At 60.3% G+C, this 22794-nt stretch carries 22 protein-coding genes; 8 read left to right on the top strand and 14 right to left on the bottom strand.

The features are described 5' to 3' along the window. Window positions 1-43 precede the first annotated feature (43 nt). Window positions 44-1360, top strand: coding sequence for a tail fiber domain-containing protein (locus KF757_13730; GenBank protein ID MBX3324037.1), 1317 nt, complete (start codon window positions 44-46; stop codon window positions 1358-1360). A gap of 37 nt (window positions 1361-1397) precedes the next feature. Here the strand turns inward: KF757_13730 and ffh are convergent, their stop codons facing one another. Next, window positions 1398-2912, bottom strand: coding sequence for a signal recognition particle protein (gene ffh, locus KF757_13725; GenBank protein MBX3324036.1), 1515 nt, complete (start codon window positions 2910-2912; stop codon window positions 1398-1400). Between the two features lie 146 nt (window positions 2913-3058). Here ffh and nagB point away from each other — a divergent pair, with 146 nt between their 5' ends. From nagB to KF757_13700, 5 genes are all read left to right on the top strand, one after another. Further along, window positions 3059-5056 carry a glucosamine-6-phosphate deaminase gene (gene nagB / locus KF757_13720; protein MBX3324035.1) on the top strand — a complete coding sequence of 666 codons (1998 nt, stop codon included), beginning with the start codon at window positions 3059-3061 and terminating at the stop codon, window positions 5054-5056. Next, window positions 5053-5883, top strand: coding sequence for a sugar phosphate isomerase/epimerase (locus tag KF757_13715; protein ID MBX3324034.1), 831 nt, complete (start codon window positions 5053-5055; stop codon window positions 5881-5883). The genes nagB and KF757_13715 overlap by 4 nt, the downstream gene beginning before the upstream one ends. 6 nt (window positions 5884-5889) lie before the next feature. Continuing rightward, on the top strand, window positions 5890-6924 hold the full coding sequence (locus KF757_13710; protein MBX3324033.1) for a Gfo/Idh/MocA family oxidoreductase: 1035 nt from the start codon (window positions 5890-5892) through the stop codon (window positions 6922-6924). Window positions 6925-7116: 192 nt separating this feature from the next. After that, a complete protein-coding gene (locus KF757_13705; protein ID MBX3324032.1) occupies window positions 7117-7785 on the top strand; it encodes a hypothetical protein in 669 nt (222 codons plus the stop codon). Window positions 7786-7812: 27 nt separating this feature from the next. Continuing rightward, window positions 7813-8628, top strand: coding sequence for a hypothetical protein (locus tag KF757_13700; protein ID MBX3324031.1), 816 nt, complete (start codon window positions 7813-7815; stop codon window positions 8626-8628). A gap of 21 nt (window positions 8629-8649) precedes the next feature. On the opposite strand, the gene KF757_13695 is transcribed toward KF757_13700, so the two are convergent. Together KF757_13695 and KF757_13690 are read right to left on the bottom strand one after the other, a co-directional pair. Next, the gene (locus KF757_13695; GenBank protein ID MBX3324030.1) at window positions 8650-11064 is read right to left on the bottom strand and encodes a serine/threonine protein kinase; all 2415 of its coding nucleotides are present in this window, start codon (window positions 11062-11064) and stop codon (window positions 8650-8652) included. Continuing rightward, entirely contained in the window at window positions 11061-11660 is a 600-nt protein-coding gene (locus KF757_13690; protein ID MBX3324029.1) for a sigma-70 family RNA polymerase sigma factor, read from the bottom strand. The genes KF757_13695 and KF757_13690 overlap by 4 nt, the downstream gene beginning before the upstream one ends. Before the next feature lie 165 nt (window positions 11661-11825). Here KF757_13690 and KF757_13685 point away from each other — a divergent pair, with 165 nt between their 5' ends. Both KF757_13685 and KF757_13680 read left to right on the top strand, forming a co-directional pair. Further along, window positions 11826-12212 carry a response regulator gene (locus KF757_13685; GenBank protein MBX3324028.1) on the top strand — a complete coding sequence of 129 codons (387 nt, stop codon included), beginning with the start codon at window positions 11826-11828 and terminating at the stop codon, window positions 12210-12212. Further along, on the top strand, window positions 12212-13846 hold the full coding sequence (locus KF757_13680) for an HD-GYP domain-containing protein (protein ID MBX3324027.1): 1635 nt from the start codon (window positions 12212-12214) through the stop codon (window positions 13844-13846). The genes KF757_13685 and KF757_13680 overlap by 1 nt, the downstream gene beginning before the upstream one ends. 18 nt (window positions 13847-13864) lie before the next feature. Here the strand turns inward: KF757_13680 and KF757_13675 are convergent, their stop codons facing one another. The 11 genes from KF757_13675 to tadA all read right to left on the bottom strand — a co-directional run bounded on the left by KF757_13675 (window position 13865) and on the right by tadA (window position 22736). Further along, window positions 13865-14359, bottom strand: coding sequence for a hypothetical protein (locus KF757_13675; GenBank protein MBX3324026.1), 495 nt, complete (start codon window positions 14357-14359; stop codon window positions 13865-13867). Further along, window positions 14356-14850, bottom strand: coding sequence for a hypothetical protein (locus tag KF757_13670; GenBank protein MBX3324025.1), 495 nt, complete (start codon window positions 14848-14850; stop codon window positions 14356-14358). Before KF757_13670 ends, KF757_13675 begins: the two co-directional genes overlap by 4 nt. Beyond that, a complete protein-coding gene (locus KF757_13665) occupies window positions 14847-15923 on the bottom strand; it encodes a prepilin-type N-terminal cleavage/methylation domain-containing protein (GenBank protein MBX3324024.1) in 1077 nt (358 codons plus the stop codon). Before KF757_13665 ends, KF757_13670 begins: the two co-directional genes overlap by 4 nt. Window positions 15924-15962: 39 nt before the next feature. After that, window positions 15963-16427 carry a prepilin-type N-terminal cleavage/methylation domain-containing protein gene (locus tag KF757_13660; GenBank protein ID MBX3324023.1) on the bottom strand — a complete coding sequence of 155 codons (465 nt, stop codon included), beginning with the start codon at window positions 16425-16427 and terminating at the stop codon, window positions 15963-15965. A 10-nt stretch (window positions 16428-16437) separates the two neighbouring features. Beyond that, window positions 16438-16902 carry a prepilin-type N-terminal cleavage/methylation domain-containing protein gene (locus KF757_13655; protein ID MBX3324022.1) on the bottom strand — a complete coding sequence of 155 codons (465 nt, stop codon included), beginning with the start codon at window positions 16900-16902 and terminating at the stop codon, window positions 16438-16440. A gap of 101 nt (window positions 16903-17003) precedes the next feature. After that, the gene (locus KF757_13650) at window positions 17004-17567 is read right to left on the bottom strand and encodes a hypothetical protein (GenBank protein MBX3324021.1); all 564 of its coding nucleotides are present in this window, start codon (window positions 17565-17567) and stop codon (window positions 17004-17006) included. 73 nt (window positions 17568-17640) lie between these two features. Next, window positions 17641-18180 carry a type 4a pilus biogenesis protein PilO gene (pilO, locus tag KF757_13645; protein MBX3324020.1) on the bottom strand — a complete coding sequence of 180 codons (540 nt, stop codon included), beginning with the start codon at window positions 18178-18180 and terminating at the stop codon, window positions 17641-17643. Then, window positions 18177-18755 (bottom strand): hypothetical protein, encoded by a 579-nt coding sequence (locus KF757_13640; GenBank protein ID MBX3324019.1) that lies wholly within the window; start codon window positions 18753-18755, stop codon window positions 18177-18179. Before KF757_13640 ends, pilO begins: the two co-directional genes overlap by 4 nt. Then, on the bottom strand, window positions 18752-19774 hold the full coding sequence (locus KF757_13635) for a hypothetical protein (GenBank protein MBX3324018.1): 1023 nt from the start codon (window positions 19772-19774) through the stop codon (window positions 18752-18754). Before KF757_13635 ends, KF757_13640 begins: the two co-directional genes overlap by 4 nt. Beyond that, complete coding sequence (locus KF757_13630; protein ID MBX3324017.1) at window positions 19774-20994, bottom strand: type II secretion system F family protein; 1221 nt, start codon at window positions 20992-20994, stop codon at window positions 19774-19776. The genes KF757_13635 and KF757_13630 overlap by 1 nt, the downstream gene beginning before the upstream one ends. Then, on the bottom strand, window positions 20991-22736 hold the full coding sequence (tadA, locus tag KF757_13625; protein MBX3324016.1) for a Flp pilus assembly complex ATPase component TadA: 1746 nt from the start codon (window positions 22734-22736) through the stop codon (window positions 20991-20993). The genes KF757_13630 and tadA overlap by 4 nt, the downstream gene beginning before the upstream one ends. Window positions 22737-22794 lie beyond the last annotated feature (58 nt).

Below are 22794 nucleotides of genomic sequence, written 5' to 3'. Positions count from 1 at the left end.
TGAATACCCTTGCAGTCGGGTTAGAACTCGGAAAGGAAAGACGATGAGCAAGAAATTCGTAAGCGCACTGATTGCAACGGCCATCGGCGCTCTGGCAACATCGGCGCATGCCCAGTGGACGGTCGCAGGAACGCGTATTTACTACAACGCTGGTAACGTCGGCATCGGAACAACCAATCCTGCGTATCCTCTGGATGTGCGCACGACTGCGCTGCGAGCGATCTTTGCCAATAACACGGCTGCGACCGGCACGACGTACGCCGTCTTCGGTCAGAGCAGCAGCACGGCTGGTCGCGCGCTTTTCGGGTTTGCCAATGCGGGAAACGGCACAACGTATGGCATGTTCGGGCAAGCCAACAGCACAGCGGGGCGCGGCGTGTATGGTTTTGCTCAAGCAACAACCGGCACGAACTACGGCGTTTTCGGGCGTTCAAACAGTCGCAACGGTTACGGCGTTCATGGCTGGAACGCGGCCACTGCTGGTAATGCGGTAGGTGTATTCGGCAAGACGAGCAGCGCGGCGGGGACGGGCGTCTATGGTGAAGCGGCGGGTGGAACGGGAATCCATGGCGTGGCCACATCGGGCATTGCCGTGTCGGGGCACGTCAGCAGCGCGACGGCGCACTCGGCGTATTTCACCGGTGGGCGCAACTACTTTGAGGGTCGAGTCGGGATCGGGACTGATGCGCCGCTGGAGGCGCTGGATGTGCGCGGGAACCTGATGATTCGCAGCAACGACCGGCTGTACTTCGGGGAGCCGAATGAATCAACGGACCCGATCTTCTTCATTCGCGAGCCGAACGGCACGAATTCCACGCTTTTCACACTCGTTCTGGGCAATGACCCTGCGGATAACAACTTCGCCGATTGGTTTGTCATCTCGACGCGCAATTCGAACGGCACGGCGAACAACGATCGGTTCTACTTCTCGAGCTTTGGTGCGGCTTACAAGCCGGGCGGTGGTGCGTGGACGACGCTTTCGGACGCGCGCGCCAAGCGCGATATCACGCCTCTGGACAACTCGCTGGACACGCTGCTCAAGCTGCGGGGGGTAACGTTCTATTACAACGATCCGAGCGAAATGGGCGCGATTGCGGGAAAGCGCACCGGATTTATCGCGCAGGAAGTTGAGCAGGTGATTCCTGAGTGGGTCGGCGAAGCGCGCGGGAGAAAATCGCTTGATATCTCGGGGTTTGAAGCCCTTGCGGTCGAAGCGTTGCGCGAACTGCGCACGGAGAAAGACGCGCAGATTGCTGCCCTACGGGCTGAGAAGGACGCGGAGATCGAGGGCTTGCGTCATCGCCTCGAACGGCTCGAAGCGCTGCTCGGCAGCGGGAGCGAGCAGGCGTCAGGTCGATAGGTGCTCAGTTGAGCCGCGGCTGATGCGAGCGTTGATGTCAGCGGCTCTTTTTCTTTCTTTGCTTGACCTTGGCTGGCTCGGCGCGTGTCGAGCCTTTCATATTCATGCCTGCGAGGCCTGGCATGAGTCCGTCCATGCTGCCTGAACGCTTTAGTTCCTTGACAGCGTCGACGCGCGATCTAGCCGTCATGCCCGCCATTTGCTTGGTGAGTTTGGAGATCGCGTCGAACTGCTTGACGAGTTGCGAGACGTCATTGATATCGGTGCCACTGCCTTTGGCGACGCGGCGACGATGCGAAGGCTTCATGACGCGAGGGGTCTTGCGTTCCTCGGGGGTCATCGATTGAATCATGGCTTCGGTGCGATCGAGGATGCCCTCGTCTAGGTTTGCATCCTTGAGCATCGAACCGACGCCCGGGAGCATGCCGAGCAACTGCTTCATCGGCCCCATGCGGCGGAGGGTCTTGAGCTGCTTGAGAAAGTCATCCATCGTCATTTCGCCCTTGGCCATCTTGGCCTGAAGGGCTTCGGCTTCTTCTTCGGAGACTTCCTGCTGAGCCTTTTCGACGAGGCTGACGACGTCGCCCATGCCGAGGATGCGTCCAGCCATGCGCTGCGGATGAAACTCTTCGAGAGCGTCGAGTTTTTCGCCAATTCCGACGAAGCGGACTGGCGCTCCGGTGACTTCACGTACTGACAAGGCGGCTCCGCCGCGTGTGTCGGAATCGAACTTGGTGAGGATGATGCCATCGACTTCGAGTTTCTGGTGGAAGGTGCGGGCGCTGTTGACAGCGTCCTGTCCGGTCATGGCGTCGACGACGAGAAAGATGTGATGGGGATTGAGCGCGCGCTGCACCGCGTGCAGTTCGCCCATGAGTTCCTCGTTGATGTGCAATCGGCCGGCGGTGTCGAGGATGAGCACATCCACGCCCTTTGCCCGTGCTGCTTTGAGCGCGTTCTGGCAGACGCCGACGGCGACACCGACCGCTTTGCCATATTCGGAGCACTTTTCTGGTTCGCCATAGAAGTGCACCTGTGCGCCGCCCGCCATTTCGCCGGCCTGCGCGGCGACGGTTGCGAGCTGCTCGACAGCTGCGGGCCTCTGAAGATCGGCAGCGGCGAGCATGACGCTGCGCCCTCGCTTTTTGAGATATGCTGCCAGTTTACCGCAGGTTGTGGTTTTTCCGGAGCCTTGAAGGCCGCACATCATGATGACTGTGGGGCCTGGGCTGACACTCATGATGCCGCCGCCCGGAGTTGCGGCGAGGGGGCCTTCGTCGCCCGGTTCTCCGCCGAGGAGTTCGACGAGGCGTTCGTGGACGATGCCGATCATTTCCTGACCGGGCTTGAGGCTTTTGGTGACCTCGCGACCCGCGGCGTCCTCGACAACACGCTCGCAGAAGCGGTCGACGATCTCGTGGTGTACGTCGGCTTCGAGCAGGGCGGTGCGTACGTCGCCCATAGCTTCACGGACGTTGGCTTCCGTGATTGTGCCCTGCCCGGAGAGTTTGCGAAAGACTTTTCCGAACCCGTCGCTCAATCGTTCAAACATGTGTTCCCTCGCCAGCACGTTGGTGCGGCCAGAGCTTGACCGGCTCAAGTGTAGCGCGACGGCGGCGACGGTTGATGAGTGTTGGAGTGGTTGGCACTTTGAGCCATAAACCGCGCCAACAATGCGACAACCCCTGGGATCAATTCATGCCCGCTGCATCACATCTTCACGCCGGACATTCAGTGACAGAACGCATTCCCGTCACGGTTCACGCCTCGAGCATGCAGGCCAGCGTGGCGGTTGCTCGAGAAATCGCGGACCTCATCACTGCCCGCGCCGCTGCAAACCGACGTGCTGTGCTAGGTCTGGCGACCGGGTCAACGCCACAGGCGGTGTATAACGAACTGGTTCGGTTGCACAAGGACGAGGGACTTTCGTTTCGCAACGTCGTGACCTTCAATCTTGACGAATATTGGCCGATGCACCCGAGCGAACTTCAGAGTTATCGCCGATTCATGCATGAATATCTGTTCGACCATGTTGACATTGATCGAGGCAACATTCACATTCCGGATGGTTCGCTCGATCGGGCGGCGATTGGTGATTTCTGCCGCGAGTATGAGCGTGCGATCGAAGCAGCCGGGGGAATCGACCTTCAGTTGCTCGGCATCGGGCGCACGGGGCATGTGGGGTTCAATGAGCCGGGTTCTTCGCGTGAGAGCCGCACACGCCTGATTACGCTTGATCGAATCACGCGAGGCGACGCGGCGAGCGATTTTTTCGGCGAGCGCAACGTGCCGACCAAGGCCATAACCATGGGTATCGGCACGATTCTCGGCGCTCGTCGGTTGCTTTTGATGGCATTCGGTGAACACAAGGCCCCGGTAGTTCGCAGCGCCGTCGAAGGGCCGATCACGCACACGATTCCTGCCACGTATCTTCAGGAACACCCTGACGCGCGCTTCATGCTCGACCCGGCAGCAGCTGCGGAACTCACTCGTTTCAAGTCGCCTTGGCTGCTCGGACCGATCGCTGATGTGGGCCTGACGTGGGACGCGCCGACCACGAAGCGGGCGGTCATATGGCTCGCGCTTGAGTTGGGCAAGCCCATCACCAAACTCACCGAGCAGGACTACAACGAGCATGGGCTTGCGGAACTTCTGAGTGAGCGAGGCTCGGCGTATGACATCAACATCCAAGTCTTCAAGACGATACAGCGCACGATCACAGGCTGGCCAGGCGGCAAGCCCGGCCGCCCGCGCTTCATCGCAGGCAAGGGTGTGGACGATGCCAACGGGCCTGATATTCATCCGAAGCGCGCGCTGATTTTCAGCCCGCACCCCGATGACGATGTGATCTCGATGGGTGGCACGTTTATCCGTCTGTGCGACCAGGGCCACGAGGTTCACGTGGCGTACCAGACTTCGGGCAATATCGCGGTGTTTGATGAAGAAGCCGAGAAGCACATCGACTTCGTGAGCGAACTGTGCGATCAACTCAACTTCGGAGAGGACAAGGCGCGCAATCTTGCCAGCGATATCAAGCGTTTCATTCGCGACAAGAAGCCGGGTGACATTGACAGCCCGCAGCTGCAGACTGTCAAGGGGCTGATTCGGCGTGCCGAGGCGCGGGCCGGAGCACGTTTCAGCGGTGTGCCAGAGGCCAATATCCACTTTCTCGATCTGCCGTTTTACGAAACCGGTCGCGTGCGCAAGAACCCTATCTCGTCGCGCGATGTGGATATCACCATCGAGATTCTGCAGCGCATCAAGCCGCATCTGGTGTATGTTGCCGGTGATCTCTCTGACCCGCATGGCACACATCGGGTTTGTCTGGCCGCGGTGACGTCGGCGCTGCATCAGCTCGCACGTGAGTCTTGGATGAAGGGCTGCGAAGTCTGGCTGTATCGCGGCGCGTGGCAGGAATGGGAGCCTCACGAGATCGACATGGCGGTGCCCTTGAGCCCGAGCGAAGTCGAACGCAAGCGACTGGCGATTTTCAAGCATCAGTCGCAGAAGGATCGTGCGCCATTCCCGGGTGGATCGGATGCTCGCGAGTTCTGGAAGCGTGCTGAGGATCGCAATCGGAATACGGCCATGCTCTACGACAAACTCGGGCTGCCTGAGTATCAGGCCATCGAGGGTTTTGTACAGTGGCAACCCAGCGAGGCCGATGGCTCGCTCAGACAGGAGGCTCGCTCATGATCGGTCGTATCGGCGTGTGCTCGTGGTCGCTTCAGCCTGCGTCGCCTGCTGAACTTGCCAGCGGGCTTCGTGACCTTGGCGCGACGGGTGTGCAGCTCGCGCTCGATCCGATTCGTACTGGAGAGTGGACTCTTGAAGCAACACGCGAGGCGCTCAGCCGCGCGGGAGTGCGCATTCTCTCGGGCATGTGGGCTCCGATCGGTGAGGACTACACCAGTCTCGAATCCATCCGTGAGTCGGGAGGAGTCCGCCCGGACCGTCATTGGCACGCGAACCTTGCCAATGCTGCTGCGCTTGCTGACATTGCTGCCACACTTGAAATCAATCTTGTCACGCTTCACGCCGGATTTCTGCCGGAAGGGGATGGCCCGGAACGCCGCACACTCGTCGATCGGCTCCAGAAAGTCACCGACACCTTTGCTGGTCGCAACATTCGCATTGCCTTTGAAACCGGGCAGGAAACTGCTCTGACGCAGGAAGGTGTGCTTCGCGATCTGAATCGCCCGGGAGTTGGGATCAACTTCGACCCGGCGAACATGATTCTCTATGGCACGGGCGAGCCGCTTGCTGCGTTGCGCTCTCTTGCGCCGCATGTCGTGCAAGCCCACATCAAGGACGCATTGCCGACCCAAACGCCCGGAACGTGGGGCACGGAAATGCGGGCCGGAGATGGCGCGGTCGATTGGCCGACATTCCTTGCGGTGATCGAGTCATGTCCGCAAACAATCAACCTGATCGTCGAACGTGAGGGCGGGACAACGCGCGCTGCCGATATCAGGCACGCCCTCGCACTCATCGCACAACACATGCCTTCATCACGCCAATAGTTATCCATGCACGAAACAGACTCCATTCCGCTCGGCGTCGCCGTCATCGGCCTTGGATTCATGGGCCAGACCCATGTTGCTGCCTATCACCGTGCTGCACGCGACGGATTGCCCGTTGCGCTGGTTGCTGTGAGCGACCAGAACCCGGAGCGGCTCACCGGCCTCTCCACCACGGCCGGCAACATCAACACGACAGATTCAGTACTGCTTTTCGACCCGAGCAGCGTCGCGACGTATACAAATCCGCGCGATCTGCTTGCTGATGAGCGTGTCGGCCTTGTCAGCATCGCGACGCACACGGACACACACGTCGATCTGGCGATTGCAGCCCTGCGAGCGGGCAAGCATGTCATCGTTGAAAAGCCCGTCGCCATTTCGGTCGAAGCGATTGAACGGCTGATCGGTGTCGCGCGCGAATCGAAGACGCTGTGCCTCCCGGCGATGTGCAAACGTTTCTGGCCTGGATGGACTCTCATGCTTGATGCTGTTCGCGACGGTCGTTATGGAAGCGTCATCAGCGCTCGTTTCGAGCGTCTCGGCTCTCCGCCGTCGTGGGCACACGATTTCTATCTAGACCCATCGCGCAGTGGCGGCGTGCTCTTCGATCTTCATGTCCACGACGCCGACTTCATCCTCGGGCTGCTTGGCCCGCCAGAGTCCCTCAGATCATTCGGCACGCCTTCTCACATCACCACCGCGTATCACTACCCCGGAATCCCGGGCCACATCATTGCGGAAGGTGGCTGGGTCAATGCGCCGAGTTTCCCGTTTCGGATTCGTTTCATGATCGAGTTTGAGCGGGCGGTTGCGGACTTTGACTTTGCCCGCGAGCCGACGCTGCTGATGCACTCGGCCGACGGCTCGCATGCCCCCCCGCTCCCGAGACTGACGGCGTACGAGGCCGAAGTGCAGCATGCGATCGAACTCGCCCTCGGGCGTGCCACGACTCCGCGGGTCTCGCTCGATGATGCGCTGCTCGTGACGCGCCTGCTTCATGCCGAACTGACTAGCCTGACCACAGGCAAAGTGGCGGAGTTTTAACGCACAGTGCCCGAACGCGTTAGTCGTCCGGCGCAACCACAGTCCCGCACTTGCCCAAGTTTCCTTGGCTTTGTTCCTAGAACTGTGTCCGAACACCTAAAATCAAGATTGACCTTGGAGTTTCCCAACCTTTTTGCTACCCTATGTACAGACCAAAGCGTCTGTCGCACTGGACGGAGAGAGAGACGATCCATGTTCCACCGAGTTACTGCTGTCGTTGCAATTGCTTCGTGTTCACACATCGCCTGTTCTGGGCCAGAATGGCCCGAAGTTGGCGATGCGGGCTCACTCCCCGGAACGGCTCAATCCGTGATCGGCGTCGGGCCGCTCTCCAAGATCAGTGGCCAGCTTGAGGGTGTGCCCCCGCTCCCCGATCGCGGGCTGATGGGTGACTTTCAGGACATGTACCGCATCCGCATCAACAACCCTGCAGCCTTTTTCGCGTCAACCGATCTCTTCCTGGGTGGATCGAGCACGTTTGATTCCAACCTCTTTCTCTTCACGCTCGACGGGCGAGGGTTGCTTGCCAACCTCGGTATCGGACTCTCGGCCACGATCACATCACTCTCCAACGACGGCTCGAATGCCGAGCTCGTCGCGCCGGGCGAGTATTACCTTGCCATTACTGGTGGGCTGAATGTCCCGGTCGCGGGTCCGGAGCAGATCTTTTCGTTTCTGATTCCAAACGAGATCTCGGGCCCGGATGGCCCTGGCGGCGCGTTCCCGATTACCGACTGGGCCGGTCCCGGGCAAATTGGCTTTTATCAAATCGCGTTGCAAGGGGCGGTGTTCATTCCTGCTCCGGCGTCACTTGCGCTGCTTCTACTTGGAGCATGCACCTGCAAACGCCGCAGATATTGACCGAACCCACACTCTACGATGTGCATCATGCCCATCAACCTGCGTCATCCTGCTTGTGTACGAATGTTCTTGCTCGCGATTATGTTGTGTGCGAATGCCGCTCAAGCAGGACCGGAATGGCCGGAGATCAATGACGCCGGCAACCTGCCCGGCACCGCGCAGCCCGTCACCGGCAATGGCGTCGTCACCAAGATCAATGGTGAACTTCAGGGTCTGCCGCCGCTGCCCGATCGCGGACTCGGGGGCGACTTTCAGGACATGTACCTGATCAACATCGTCGACCCCAACGCATTCCTTGCTTCGACCGATGTGCTGCTCGGCGGCTTTTGCGAATTCCCGTCCGCACTTTACTTATTCAACATCGATGGCTTTGGCATTGTTGCGAGTCAGGGACCAAATCCCGCTGACCCGGCTGCCACCATCACCGGACAATCGACCGATGGCTCGGGGTCGATGCTTGTCGCGCCGGGGCTGTACTTGCTCGCGATTTCCGGGCGATCATCATTCCCGCTTGCTGGGCCCGACCTCGATCCAATCTTCGAGTTCACGATGAGCGGTGAAGTCTCAGGCCCCGACGGCCCAGGTGGAAACGACTTCATTGAAGACTGGTCTGGACCTGGCGAGATCGGGCCTTACTCGATCGTGCTGCATGGCGTCGAGTTCCTGCCGATCCCGTGTCCAGCCGATTTCAACAACGACGGGAAACTCGATTTTTTCGATGTGCAACTCTTTCTTCAGGCTTTCAGCAACAACGATCCGCGTGCTGACCTTGTCCCTGATGGCCTCTTTGACTTCTTCGACGTGCTGGCATTCCTTCAGTCGTTCAGCGATGGTTGTTCGTGAGCGTATTGCTCGGACGATCATCTAGCGACCGTTCGCCCGCCGCATCGCCAAAGCTTTTGCCAGGATTTGCTCGTTGCTCACAAACTGCTCGTCGTTTGCATCACGAAATTCGGCGAGGATGGCATTGGCGTTTCTTGCGCAGTCTTCGGCATCGGCGTACTTCTCACGCCGCCACAGAACCTCGGCCAGCCACGTCAGGGCGAACCCGCGCTCGCAGTGAACTTCGGCAACGCTGGCCTGATCGAGCAGTGCAATACCGCTTCGAATCTTTCTCTCAGCGGCTTCAAGATCGCCTTGCGCGGCCGCGATTCGACCCAGCTGAAGATCCGACTCTGCCAGAGACCTCCGCGGATTTCCCCATCGTTCGCGCATCGACCGCGCATCGCGCGTGTATGTCTCAGCCAATGTCAGATTTGTGCCTCGCATCAGTTCGAGACGCCCGAGTTCGTGGAGCGTTCGCGCCATGTCGAGCGTGCCGGAGTTCTTGAGTGCGTTGATGCGTCTGGTGTCATTGAGCATCGTTTCAGCCTCTGAGAGACGGTCGAGATCGATCAGCACCGACCCAAGTCGAAACTTCACGCGACCCACCGGCAGGCTGTCGGCACCGTACGACGTTTCGACAATTCTCAGGGCTGCCTCCAGTTTCCCCTGTGCCTCGTGCAGCCTGCCCATCAACTGAAGACACGTTGCCAATCCCAACATCGAGTTTGCCACATCCGGGCTTTGCGGCCCGAGCAACTTTCGACGAGCCTCGACCGTTCGCTCCCACATTTCGACCGCTTGCTGAGGCCTCCCGAGGTCCTGCAACACTTGCGCCAGGTGATGTGTGGTGCGCACAACGTCTTCGTTTTCTGGCCCATACAGTTCCATGCGGAGTTTCAGTGCGCTCTTGTATACCTCAGCCGCCTCATCGAACCGTTCCATCCGCCACAACACGCGCCCGAGGTTGTGCTCGGACTCGGCGATGGCCGCTTCGGCTGGCGGGCGCAGCGACTTGCGCAACTCCACCGCTTGACGCAACTGTGTTTCAGCATCGGCGAATTTCTCCATGTCCAGGTACGCCAGACCCAGGCTGTTGCGCAGTGAGGCCGCGATGTCGGGCCGGTCCTTGAGCCAGCGACCGAGCGCTTCGTTGGTGCCCGCAAGAAACTCTTCGAGGTCGGACACCTGCACGTTGGAGGTTTCCTGATCGACGCGTGCCAGGGCTTGACCGATCGCCGAGACGGTCTGCTCGAGGCCGCGATTTTCGCGTTCGAGCCGAAACGCCAGCACGCTCGTCACCGCGAGAAATCCCACGATCATAAACAGAAACACGCCTGCAATAGTGGCCGGGACGCGATGCCTCCAGAGGCCCTTTCGTGCCACATACCAGAAGTCATGGCTTCGCGCCGCGATGGCTCTATGCCCAAGCCATCGCACAAGATCATCACGAAGATCGTCGGCCGACTGATATCGTTCGCGCGGCAACTTGGCCAGTGCGGTCATCACGATCGTGTTCAAGTCGGCGTCAATCTCATCCGAGACCTTCGACGCCGCAAGCGGCAACTCTGTCGAGATCCTCGCCACAATCGACGACAATGACCCAACGGTCTTGATCGGCCTCTCACCTGTCAGGGCCTCATAGAGCATTACGCCGATCGCATACACGTCAATGCGAATATCGACAAGATCCGGGTCGCCCGAGACCTGCTCCGGAGCCGCGTACGCAAGAGTTCCGACGAACTCGCCGGTGCGGGTCATGCCGACCAGTTCGTCGTCGTCATCGTTGAGTGCCTTGGCGATTCCAAAGTCCAATACGTGCGGTTGGCCTTTGGCGTCAACAAGCACATTTCCGGGCTTGAGATCTCGATGGATGACACCACGCTGGTGCGCATAACGTATCGCGTCGCACATGGTTGCAAACAGCGTCACAATGTCACGCGTTCGTCCTGCTTCGCGCATGCGCTTTGACCATCGATCGACGGTTTCGCCTTCGACAAACTCCATGACGATGAAGTTGAGCCCTGTAGCGGTGCGCCCGCTTTCATGAAGCGTCACGATCCCCGGGTGCTGAAGCCGGGCTGCAAGTTTCACCTCGCGCTCAAAGCGATGTCGCTGCCCTTCGGTCGCAAACGAGCCTTGAAGCAGCGTCTTGACCGCCACGACGCGATCGGCCGAACGCTGCCTGGCGCGATAGACCACGCCTTGCCCACCACGATGAATCTCGCCGAGCAGTTCATATCCGGGAATCTCGTCAAACTCGCGCACTGCCTGTCCGCCCTGGGTCATTGCCAGTTCGGAGAGCAGCGCGTTGTCATCTCTGATCTGTGCAAGTCTGGCCTTGAGATCGGGCGATGACTCCACGCGAGCCAGGAGCGCGGGATCATCCGACAGACCCATTGCCAGTTGCTCAAGGTCGTGCTGCGAAACCGATTGAGGCTCAGCGCCACCCATCACTCTTCACCGTCATACTCGGCTTCGAGCCGCGACACGATCTCGCGCAGACTTTGCGCGACCCGGCTCTTGGCGCGATACACGTCCTCGATGCTCATCCCCAGATCCTCAGCCACGACCTGCGGCGGACAGCCGCCCTGCACCAGCAACTCGAACGCGCGAATCGTCTTTTCGTTCGTTTTCGTTGTTGTACGCAACTGTTCGAACGCGGTTCGCAGGATCACCTGCCGCCTTTCGTCCGACCAGATTTGCGTGAGTGTGTGTTCATCGCTCAGATCGACCGCTGCTGTGACACCTTGATGCTCATGGCGCGCCGCCCGCGCGCGATAGACTGCCGCGACGCGCGTTCGCGCGATCGAAAGCAGCCACGATCGAAGCCTCCCGCGCGTTCGGTCGTACTTGCCCGCTCGATACTCCTGCACGAATCGGATCAGTGTCTCCTGCGACACATCCGCGGCGTCGCTCTCTTCGAGACCGAGTCGCCTCGCGAAGCCCACAAGTATCGGACCATACCGTCGCGCAAACTCCGACCAGACCCGATCGTTCCCCGAGTCGCACAACCCCGCAAGCATGGCAGTCGATGTCCGCGTGTAATCCATGGCAAGAGTCCGAAAACAAGTCAAAGGGAGTCTCTCGACAACGAGTGTATCGAAGATCGGTGACCTCCGGTGCGCCGTTTTGTTCAAAACGGCCCCCTGTTCTCCAAAAACATCCCTCGTTCAGACGATATCTCACCGGGCGCTTTCCGACCCGAGGGGTACACCATGTCTGCACATCTGATCCTGCTTGTCGACGACGAACCCTTCATCACCAGCATCATGAAGCGAAAACTCGTCGATCGGGGGCACGATGTCATTGTCGCCTCCGATGGCGAGGAGGCCCTTCAGCTCGCTCGAACCGAACAGCCACACGCCATCGTGACCGACCTCCAGATGCCGCACATCAGTGGCCTGGAACTCGCAGTCGCCCTTCGGCGCCTGCCCGAAACCGCGTCAACACCCATTATCCTGCTCACGGGGCGTGGGCATTACGTCAATGCGGAAATCATCCCGCGTACGAACATTTGCCAAATCATCAGCAAGCCCTTCAGCGCCCGCGAGATCGTTCGCGCTGTCGAGACACTGCTCGAAGTCAACAAGGAGGCCGCGTAATGGAAGCTCGGCTCAACCAGGCCTTCGAGACCATATGCGAGTGGTCCAATGTTTACCGCATCCCATGCTGGCGCATCGACCATGTCCACCGCATCGCCTGGGCACCCGACGACCCGACGCTTGCTGCATTTGCAACCGATCCCGTATTGCTCGATGCTTTGGCCGCTGCGGCCGCGACTTTCGAAGCGGACTTCAGTCCATATGTCCTGCGTGAGCTCGCGCCTGGAGCAACGTTTATCTTCTTCCGCGAGCGCGACCGGCGCCACTCCTTTGGCTGGGTTGTCTCGATGGCTCCAACACGCGAGGCGATTCCTGCCCTCGCCGCGTTGTGCTCGCCGAACGCGATCGATAGCGAAGCGCTTCGGGCCTCGCTGCACAAGGGCATCGTGATTGACCGCGCACACGCCGAGGCTCGCGCCGACGCGCTCACCCGCGCCCACGCCTCGGCCATGGCAGCCATCGAGTACACCAAGACCATCGACCAGTTCACCGTTCAACTCACGCAGGCCTACGAGACCTCGTGCATGAGTTTGCGCATCAGTCGCATGATGACCCGCATCAACGAGCCAGAGGACTTCATTCGCGATCTCGTCACGGAACTGCACGAAACGTCAGAGTTTGGATGGGTCGCATTTGTCCGCCACGCCGACCAGCATTTCGACGACGCCAACGTTCCTCACTTCTGTACCGCTTTCGATACCGCACGCTTTGATAACGCCCAGATTCGCTCGGCCGGCGGCACCATACTTGCCGCGAAGGGCAGCGATACGAAGACAACCATCGTCGAGGCATCAACGATCGCGTCCGAGGCTCTAGGCCCCGAACTCATCATTCAGCCACTTCGCATCGAGCCTCGCACGATTGGGCTGCTGATCCTCGGTGCCCGCAACGGCAAGGATTGGGCGGTCAATTCGTACGACACGCTTCTGGTCGAAACGACAGCAGCCTCTCTCACCGCATATCTCGAAACCGTCCGCCTGCACATGCATCAGCAGAAGAGCTTCCTTGGCACACTGCGCGCGCTGACCGCTGCCCTCGATGCCAAGGACCACTACACCCGTGGCCACTCCGAGCGTGTTGCCTTCATCGCTCGCCAACTCGCAGCCGCCGTCAATCTCTTGCCGGATCATTGCCGAACGATCCACATCGCGGGGCTTGTACACGACATCGGCAAGATCGGTGTCCCAGAGTCCGTGCTTACCGCGGCAGGAAAGCCAACGACAGAAGAGTTCGCCCGCATCCGTCAGCATCCGGTCCTCGGGCACGACATGCTGCGCGAGATTCCGATGCTTCGCGACACACTTCCGGGCATTCTTCACCACCACGAACGCTGGGATGGTAAGGGCTATCCATCGGGCCTCAAGGGGAATGCAATCCCGCGCATGGCTCGCATCCTGGCACTTGCTGACGCATTCGATGCCATGAGTTCTAACCGCACCTACGACGCGGCGCGAGGCCGTGAAGAAGTCCTCGCCGAGATCCGCAATTGTCGCGGAACACACTTCGACCCCGAACTCACCGATGCATTCCTGACTCTCGATTTCTCGGCCTACGACGCCATGCTCGCACGCGACCAGGCCGACACCCAGACTCAACCCACCAGCGAGCCTCGCACACGCGATCGTGCCGCCTGAACAGCCTCCATCAACCCATCACGGGGCCGCTTCCACACGGTATGAACCGGGAATGCGTTTCCACCCGCGCACGCCACCGCTGGCGTTGGGCAAAGGCTCGATCATGATCGACCGATACTGCGTCACGCTATTGAGTCTGGCTCGACTCGTGATCTTGACCCGATCCCACGCATCATCGGTCAGGTTTCCATCATCCGGATCGCGATACGACACCGAGATCATGACTCCACGCAGATTCGTCTCGGGCACCCACACGCCCGCACCCATCGAGCGCGGATCTACCTTCCCCTCCACGATGAGCCCGATGACGCGTTCGAGAGCGCTGACAGCGCCAGTGTCAGCCCGCGCCACGTCCGCCGCGATGCTCTGACGCTCCAGTTGCGCACGGGCCGCAAGCGCCGACCCGACCCCAATCGTCACGACCATCATCGACACGCCCAGCACGAGCAGGTACACACTCCCGCGCCGTGATCGCACTCGACAGGCTTCTTTTGGGCAAGCACGCATCGTCACGGCATGCTCCTTGTCGAAGCCTCGGCCTCCACCCGAATCGCATCGAGCGCGAACACCAGTTTCTTCCCGCGCATCACCTCGACACGAATCACCTTGGACGAAGGCACCAGGCCCGAGAGCACGCTCGACCCTCTGGCCACGCTCACGCGTCGTGTCAGCCCCCACCCCCACTCGATTGTCTTGCCATCACGCGTGATCGGAGGCGTGCTTGTCCAGCCGTGGTAATGGTCGATCGTGGTGTACGCAGCACGGCTCGTGCTGCCGTTGGGTGAAAAGGGGCTAAAATTCGTCCCGGAATTGCCATACTCCACCTGCATGATCTCCGCCATCAGATCCTGCGCCAGCAGCACAGCACGCTCCTGATCCTCAGCCATCTGCCGCACCGTCACCGTCGCGCCCACTGTGTTGAGCGACGCGCCCAGCAGCACCGACACCACCGCCAGGGCAATAGTCGTCTCGGCCAGCGACATGGCACGTGCCCAGAGCTTCACTCCACACCTCCAACCCGAACCTCGACCCAGTCGTATTCCACGCGAAAATCCGTCCCGCTCACAGCGAGCGACCCATTCGCCAGAAGCCCAAGCTTTGTCGAATAACTCGGCTGCCCCACCAGCACGCCATCGATGATGAGCCTCACACGTTTTGCACCTGGCAACAGCACCATACTGACTTCATGCACGCCCCCGCCAACCGTCTGCGAAATCAGTGTCGATGTGGAAAGCAACCCGATCTGGTTGATTTGCACTCGGGTCTGGCTCGAACTCATACGCCGAACGATCAGTTCCAACTCAACATGACCCAGAGCCGAGCAGTCCCCCACCAGTTTCAAACTCGCGCTTCTGTCGTCTCGCGTAATCAGCACGCGTGTCGAGACGATCGTCGGCTCAGTAAACTTCCAGCGGCTCCGCAGGCTCAGCGTACCCGAGCACGCCCACACCCCGCCACTGATATTGCCGTTCCCAATACTCCCGCTTGTCACTTGCCAGTCGGTCCCACTTTCGCGGTCCCAGTCAACGTTCTGAGGTAGGGAGTCAAAATCCGCCCGCACCCATCCACTCAGCACCGGAGGCTCGGCATGAATCGGCACTTCCCGCGACACCGGCTCGTGCCCGTTCAACTTCACCTCGACCCGCGCCCCCTTGACCACCGGATGAGTCGTCCCCGTCAGGGCTACATGCCCAGATTGTCCTGTCGTCAATTCCACCGCGAGCGAATCGACTCCACCGAGAAATTCGCTCACTGTTCCGTTCTGCGAGCGAATGATCTGCCCGCCCGAGAGTCCGACCCAGCCATACACAATCTCCTCAGGCTGTCCGTTCCCGGTTCGATCTGGCACGAGCAGACGAATCGCTGTCGTACCCGAGACACTCACACGCATTGCCTCAGTGATATCCAGCAGCATTCGATCCATCTGCTGCGTCGCTCGCGATGCACGTTCAGATGATTCCTTCGGCAGCGCCCCGGCCGCAACCATCACCGCCGACGAAAGCGCAGACAGAATAATTGCCGTAATTGCCAGCGAAGCGACCATTTCGATCAGCGTCATGCCTCGCCAACTCTTCATCACACGTCTTCCTCATCAGGCACACGCTCCACGTGCCCGCTAGTTCACCACAATGCCATTCGATGTATTGATATTGATGGTCCTCTTGGCGGTCCCTGATTGCAAAACAATCGTTCCTGCAGTCTGCACCACTCCGTAGTGATCGATCACGACCTGTGACGAGCCACCAAAGTTCGCACTGACGACCTTCACACGATAAGGCTTGGCTGACAGTGTGACCGCTTCAACCGTAATTCCATTGAGCACCAGTTGCACTCGATTGTTCTGGGCATCGGTCTGGAACAAGACCTGCTTGGACGACCCGCGTGACAGTGTCCGGCCGTGATCGATCATCCGCGCAACACGCTTGGCCGCTTGATCGGCGGCGCTGTTCTCGTGCGCCGAACTGAACCGCGGCAAGGCAATCGCACCCAGCACGGCCACAATCGCAAGCACCACAACAAGTTCGAGAAGTGAAAAACCACGACCCGAATGTCTCCGGATCGCAGTCAGAAAGGATGTCATACCTTGTGATTCAATAATCCGCATACGGAGTGCCCGCAGCGTCCTTCTCACTACTGGCCAGGTTCGCCGAGATCTCGCCGGTCGTCTGGTTGTACAGCCATGCCGCTGTACCGCCCGCCGTGCCGACCACCGCGTTCGAACCCTTGTTCGACCCGACCTTGATCTTCGGAATCCCGCGCAGGTAAGGCCCATACAGGAACTCTTCGGTCTTGGTCGCGTTGGCAGTTCCCGCAAGATTCGTGAAGGTCGTCAACTGATTCTCGAAGGCCGCAACCGTCGGAAACACGCCCTGGTGCTCCGTTTCGTACAGTGCGATCGCATTGCGAAGCACTGCAAGATCGGCCACAAGAGCAGAGTCGGCCGCGCCCGACGCGCCACGACTCATGCGCGGAATCGCAATCGCGCCGATAATGCCCAGAATCACCACCACCACCACCAGTTCGATCAGACTGAATCCACGTACCGTTCTCTTCATCGCAGTCTCCATCGCATTCCTCCCTGGAATCGAATCCCCTTAGATCACAGACCATTCAAATGGCCCGCCACTCAATCCATCGTCGACTCACCTCTCCAACTTCACTCTGTCTCGCTCGACTTTTTCAAATTTCCTGCTACAGGGAGCGATAACGTGTACTCACGTCCCCCGATGCGCACCGTCGCCGACCGCGCAGTCACCCCCACAAGCGTCATGCCATCACGCGTTTCGCCGACCGACAGCGTCTTGCCATCGAGCACCGCTATGCCCCCACTGCCGCGAGTCACCACCGCTGTCAAGGCCGGCACACGCTGCGTGCGCGGTTCGTCGCGCGGCCCCCCCGCCTTGGCCTCCACCGCCACCGGGGCCGCCACTCGCTCTCCCGCCAGTGCCGCCTGAAGTTGCTTCATCGCCTCAGGGTTAAACGCATCAAACGACGGATCGCCCTGTTTCATCGCATCAAGCACTTCCGCCTCGATTGTCGCCTTGACCAGTTGTGTCGCTCTTGCCTCGAGCTTCGACAGATCGAGATGCTCGCGTACCGTCTCCATAACCGAGGCGGCCGACGCACTCGCAGGACCAGGCAGCAGCACCAGGCGATCAACACCCACCGCTGCCACGCCGAGCACCGCAACACCAACAAAACCCTTTTGTCGTCTCGTCATCCCCATGCGTTTCACCGGTCAATTCTTCGACCGCACACGCAACCCACTTCTGGGGATTGACCGTTACCAACCGCTATCGGCCCGACACAAACCACACAAGCTCCAGCTCGAACCGACCCGCCCCATCTTCTCCCCCTCGGCTCAACTGCATCGCACGCACCGCAACCGCACGATCCGCATCCCTTGCCTCATTGAGAAAACGCGCAACGTCCAGATATCTTCCGACTCCGCGCAGGCTGATCGACACTCGCGCCGGCGAACCACCTTCCTCAGCCTTTCCCGGATTCATGGAGTCGATCACCAACCCGTGGTCCTCGGCGAGCAGCCCCAGCTCCGTCAACTTATCAGTCAACTGCGAGGCACTTCGCAACGTCACCGTCTCGGCCTCGATGTGCCTGTCAACCGTCGCCAGTGCCAGCGCAAGCTGCATCGTCACACGCTCGTATTCCTCAACTTCGCTTGAGAGCGACGCCACCTGATCCTGATACATCGCGTGCTCGGCCCGCGCGCTCAACCAAGGCCGAACCCCAAGCCCATACACTGCCGCCACCAGCACTGCACACGCCACCACTCCCCCGACATCGGTCATCCACCGCGATTCACGCCCCATCATCGCAGCGCCTCCGATTGTGCTCGATGTCCCGCAAGTTCAAACGTTAACTCGAATCGCGTGCCGAGCATCCCAATCCCTTCCACACGCCGCGTCCCGCCGAGCACAATCGACTCGAACAGCCCGCTCCGTGCGGTCTCATCGACAAACGCCGAAACTTTCTCCTGACTCTCACTCACACCGACGACCACGATCACGAACCGCGACCGACCCGACTCCATGCGCATCGTCACGGTTTCAAGCCGCGTCGCGGTACCGCACCAACTCCCGAGCAGATCGAGCACTCCCGACCAGTCCGGCTGCCTCGCCACGCGCCGCAGCACCTGCACTTGCACCTCACGCTCCGAGAGCGACATCTCCTGTGCTTCGGCCACGACCGCAAGCCTCCCGATCTCTTCTTCCAACCGCGACGCCTCAACGCGCAGTTCATGCGATTGCACCCGTGTTCCCTGCGCCCATGCAATTGCTCCGCCAGCCACTGCGACCGCCGCGCTCATGGCCATGGTCCATCGGTTCCGTCGCAGTCGCGTTTCTCGCTCCATCACACGCCGCGGCGCAAGCAGATTGATCGCCGTCATGTGTTCCCCCCACCCCACTGCGCAAGCCCGCACGCCGTCACGAACATCGGGTCCGCGCCGTGTGTCGCCGCTTGACCAACGACTTCCATCAACTCCAAAGGCTTGCAGATCCCGATCGCGCCGAGCCGATCCTCAATCACCCTCATCATCCGCCCAACACCAGCACCACCGCCCGCAACCCAGGTCCGCGCCACATCCGACCCGCCAAACCGGCGCGTCAGGTACACCAGCGTCTTTTCGATCTCGCGTGAGATTTCCAGCCCGAGATTCCCTACTGATCCCTCGACACGCCTCACCCATCGCGCAGTACACGCGTTGACCGGCTTCTCACTCTCAAGCACCAACCGTTCAAATGCCATCACTCGATCACACTCGACGTTGGCCAGCAACGCCGACGCAGATTCAAGCCCGCGTCCTTCGAGCGATCGCACAAACACCAATTCGCCACACATCCAGGCTGAGAGTTCGGTCGAACCCCACCCGATATCCGCAACCAGCATCAACCCCGCAGCCTGGGCCTTCATGCTGCACGCACGCACGATCGCCCCCTGACGAACGTCCACCGCCACAACATCCAGACCCGCGCGCGCCAGAGGCTCGGCCCACGCTTCGCTCACACTGTTCGGACACGACACAACCAGCATCGCGCTCGTCGGTGGCGTCCGCATCGCAGGCGGTATCGCCCACCACGACGCAACATACTCATCATTCTTCCAGCGCGCAAGCCTCGCCACTTCGCCACGCACAAGCCTTTCAACCGGAGCACTCGACGCCAGCACGGGCAACTCAATCTCGTCGATCCGTGCTTCGGTCATGCACGCTCCAACGACCACCGGATGCCGGTCGAAACCCTTGCGTTCGAGCGCATCGGCAATCAACTCAGCGTCATCCCCGATCACGCCCTGCCCATCGCGACGACGCATCGATGCAAGGCGAACGATCCGCCCCTGCCCATCACGCTGGGCAACCTTCACGCGCCCGCGACCAATGTCCAGCCCGATCTGATGCCCACGCGACATTATTTCCCACCGCCCTGCTGTGTCATCGACGTCAGATCAAACAATGGCAGGAACATGCTGATCGCCACAAATCCCACCACCACGCCCAGCACCACCAGAATCACCGGCTCGACAATGCTCGACAACGAACGCACCACCACCTCGTTGTCCTCATCCATGAACTCGGCAAGACTCGTCATCACGCTCGCAAGCCGACCAGATTTCTCACCATTCCCGATCGATTCCGACACCGACACCGGTACCAGCGCATCACCTTCGAACGCACTGCTCAGCGTTTCACCCTGCGACACCTTCTCAGCTGCACCCTCGAGCAGCGCGCAAAAATGCCGGCTCTGCACCGACGCCCGCGTCAACTCCAGTGCCTCGAGCAACGGCACCCGCGCCTCAATAAGCACCCCAAGCAACCTGACCATCCGTGCCACCACCAGACTGATCGCAATCTTTCCGATTCCCGGCGTGCGCAGCAGCACCTTCTCGGCTCGCTCACGACCCTTATCCGTGCCAATCGCTCGCCACGCCACAAAACCCCCGATTCCAATTGCCGGAATAATTCCCATCCAATATGTTCGCATGAAATCGCTGACCGTCATCAGCAGCTGCGTCGTCGCGGGCAGCGGCGCATCGAGCGCCTCAAACATCTCGGTAAATCGTGGCAGCACAAACGTCATCATCAAGACAATCACCGATACCGACACCACAATCAGCAGCAGCGGATACACCATCGACCCGATCACCGACGACACCAGTTTCTCCTGCTGTCGCGCCAGCCCCGCGAGACGCTCAAGCATCCCCTCCATCCCGCCGCCCGTCTCGCCAGCGTGTACCAGGCTGCACGACACCGTGTCGAACAATTCTGGATGCGCGCCCATTGCCTCAGATAAACTCGCGCCCTCTTCCACCCTCGAACGCACCGCGCCGATTGTCTGCCGTACCTTCTGGTCCTTGACCTGCCGCTCAACCGCAGCAAGCGCGTCCACAACCGTCGTACCCGTCGCGATCAGAAGCGACATCTGCCTCGTCACCATCGCCAGAGCGCGCAGCCTCTTGACCGATGGCAGCCGCATCTTCCCACGCGCACGCCCTGCCGAAAACTCCTGCACCGACGACACAAACATTCCCTGTGAGCGAAGTTTCTCCGTGGCCTCCGTTTCGCTGCCGGCCTCAACTGACCCACGCACAACCTTTCCCGCTCGATCAAACGCCTCGAACACAAACTTCATGCCGCACCTCGCTTCTGAGGCACTGGTCCGGTTTCAACCTCCTCATCCGAGTGCGTCACGCGCACAATTTCTTCGAGGCTCGTCTTGCCCTCCACCGCAGCCGCGATTCCCTCATCACGCAACGACAGCGCGCCAAACTCTCGCAACTTCTCTCGTATCTCGTGCGTCGGCGCGGCCCGATAGATCATCCGCCGAATCGCCGGCGTCACTTCCATCACCTCATACACCCCGAAGCGCCCCTTGAACCCCGTGTCATGGCACTGCGTACACCCGCTCCCCTTCTTGAACGCACGCCCCTCCAGTTCCGGCCTCCCGAGATCCTCAATCAGCAGCGGCGGCGGATAGTACTTCGTCACGCACGACCCACAGATCGAACGCGCAAGACGCTGTGCCACCGCACCCAGCAACGCCGCCGAGAGCAGATACGGCTCAACACCCATATCTACCAGCCTCGCCACCGCACCCGGCGCATCATTCGTGTGCAGCGTCGCCAGCACCAGGTGCCCCGTCAACGCCGCCTGCACCGCAACACGCGCCGTCTCTTCGTCTCGAATTTCTCCGACCATGATGACATCCGGGTCCTGCCGCAGAATGCTCCGCAGCGCGCGCGCAAACGTCATCCCAATCGCATCCTGCACCTGAATCTGGTTCACCAGATCAAGCTGATACTCCACAGGATCTTCGACCGTCACGATGTTGCGCTCCGGGCTGCGCAGCAGATCCAGCGCCGAATACAGCGTCGTCGTCTTGCCGCTACCCGTCGGGCCTGTCACCAGAATCAACCCGTGAGGCTGCCGAAGCACACGCCTGAACGCATCCAGCGCATCAATCCGAAACCCCAGATCTTCCAGCCGAACGTGTAAATTCTCCTTGTCCAGAATGCGAATCACCAACTTCTCGCCCAGCAGCGTCGGCATGCTCGACACACGCAGATCGATCTCGCGCGCTTCAGCGACAATCCGCACGCGCCCTTCCTGCGGCAGCCTCTTCTCCGCAATGTCCATTTTCCCGATCACCTTCACACGCGACACAATCGCCTGATGCATTCCGATCGGAGGTTTCATCAGATCGCGCAGCAACCCATCCACTCGATACCGAACCAGCGTTCCGCGCTTGTTCGGCTCAATGTGAATGTCACTCGCCTTGTCACGCACCGCTGTCAGGAGCGCAATGTTCACAAGATTGACAATCGGGCTGCCCTCGACCAGTCGATCGAGGTCCGTCGCCGAGTGCTCATCAACCCGCTCACGCTCGACAACCTCAACATCTGTCTCCGAGAGTGACGTCAGAAACTCGTCAACGTCGATGTCCCCGTGCGCATACTTGCGTATGTAATCCAGCACATCCTGTTCGAGTGCCAGTACCGGCCTGATCGTGAGTCCCGTCAACTTCCGCAGGCGATCAATCGCGGGCAGACTCTGCGGATCGACCATCGCAACCGTCAGCACATCCCGCAGCCGAAACATCGGGATGCACCGCAGCCGCTCTGCTTCCTCTGCTCCGATCAGTTCAAGCAATCCCGGGTCAAGCAAACCGTGCCGCAGCCGGCACCCGCGCACCCCATGGCTCTGCGCCAGCGCATTGAGCAATACCGTCGGCGAAACCAACCCCTGCTCAACCAGCAACTCCCCGACACGCCGCCCGGTTGAACGCTGCTCGGCCAGCGCCCGGTCAAGCTGCTCCTCAGTGACCGCGCCCTCGCTGATCAGAATCTCGCCAATGCGCTTCGGCCGACCACTCACACTCAAACCCTCACTTCATCACGTCACACAAGCCTCCCGCACTGGCGAGATCGGCTTA

This window comes from Phycisphaeraceae bacterium, from assembly GCA_019636795.1.
Lineage (GTDB): Bacteria > Planctomycetota > Phycisphaerae > Phycisphaerales > UBA1924 > JAHBWW01.
Note: the sequence above shows the minus strand (reverse complement) of the source record. Positions and strands in the feature narration are given on the sequence as shown.

Excerpts from the sequence above, each read along its gene's own strand:
- KF757_13660 (MBX3324023.1), bottom strand. The coding sequence starts at position 16,427 with ATGACATCCTTTCTGACTGCGATCCGGAGACATTCGGGTCGTGGTTTT.
- nagB (MBX3324035.1), top strand. The coding sequence starts at position 3,059 with ATGCCCGCTGCATCACATCTTCACGCCGGACATTCAGTGACAGAACGC.
- pilO (MBX3324020.1), bottom strand. The coding sequence starts at position 18,180 with ATGATGGGGCGTGAATCGCGGTGGATGACCGATGTCGGGGGAGTGGTG.
- KF757_13650 (MBX3324021.1), bottom strand. The coding sequence starts at position 17,567 with ATGACGAGACGACAAAAGGGTTTTGTTGGTGTTGCGGTGCTCGGCGTG.
- KF757_13710 (MBX3324033.1), top strand. The coding sequence starts at position 5,890 with ATGCACGAAACAGACTCCATTCCGCTCGGCGTCGCCGTCATCGGCCTT.
- KF757_13700 (MBX3324031.1), top strand. The coding sequence starts at position 7,813 with ATGCCCATCAACCTGCGTCATCCTGCTTGTGTACGAATGTTCTTGCTC.
- KF757_13680 (MBX3324027.1), top strand. The coding sequence starts at position 12,212 with ATGGAAGCTCGGCTCAACCAGGCCTTCGAGACCATATGCGAGTGGTCC.
- KF757_13640 (MBX3324019.1), bottom strand. The coding sequence starts at position 18,755 with ATGACGGCGATCAATCTGCTTGCGCCGCGGCGTGTGATGGAGCGAGAA.
- KF757_13655 (MBX3324022.1), bottom strand. The coding sequence starts at position 16,902 with ATGAAGAGAACGGTACGTGGATTCAGTCTGATCGAACTGGTGGTGGTG.
- KF757_13635 (MBX3324018.1), bottom strand. The coding sequence starts at position 19,774 with ATGTCGCGTGGGCATCAGATCGGGCTGGACATTGGTCGCGGGCGCGTG.
- KF757_13730 (MBX3324037.1), top strand. The coding sequence starts at position 44 with ATGAGCAAGAAATTCGTAAGCGCACTGATTGCAACGGCCATCGGCGCT.
- KF757_13685 (MBX3324028.1), top strand. The coding sequence starts at position 11,826 with ATGTCTGCACATCTGATCCTGCTTGTCGACGACGAACCCTTCATCACC.
- KF757_13715 (MBX3324034.1), top strand. The coding sequence starts at position 5,053 with ATGATCGGTCGTATCGGCGTGTGCTCGTGGTCGCTTCAGCCTGCGTCG.
- KF757_13690 (MBX3324029.1), bottom strand. The coding sequence starts at position 11,660 with ATGGATTACACGCGGACATCGACTGCCATGCTTGCGGGGTTGTGCGAC.
- KF757_13665 (MBX3324024.1), bottom strand. The coding sequence starts at position 15,923 with ATGAAGAGTTGGCGAGGCATGACGCTGATCGAAATGGTCGCTTCGCTG.
- KF757_13705 (MBX3324032.1), top strand. The coding sequence starts at position 7,117 with ATGTTCCACCGAGTTACTGCTGTCGTTGCAATTGCTTCGTGTTCACAC.
- KF757_13630 (MBX3324017.1), bottom strand. The coding sequence starts at position 20,994 with ATGAAGTTTGTGTTCGAGGCGTTTGATCGAGCGGGAAAGGTTGTGCGT.
- ffh (MBX3324036.1), bottom strand. The coding sequence starts at position 2,912 with ATGTTTGAACGATTGAGCGACGGGTTCGGAAAAGTCTTTCGCAAACTC.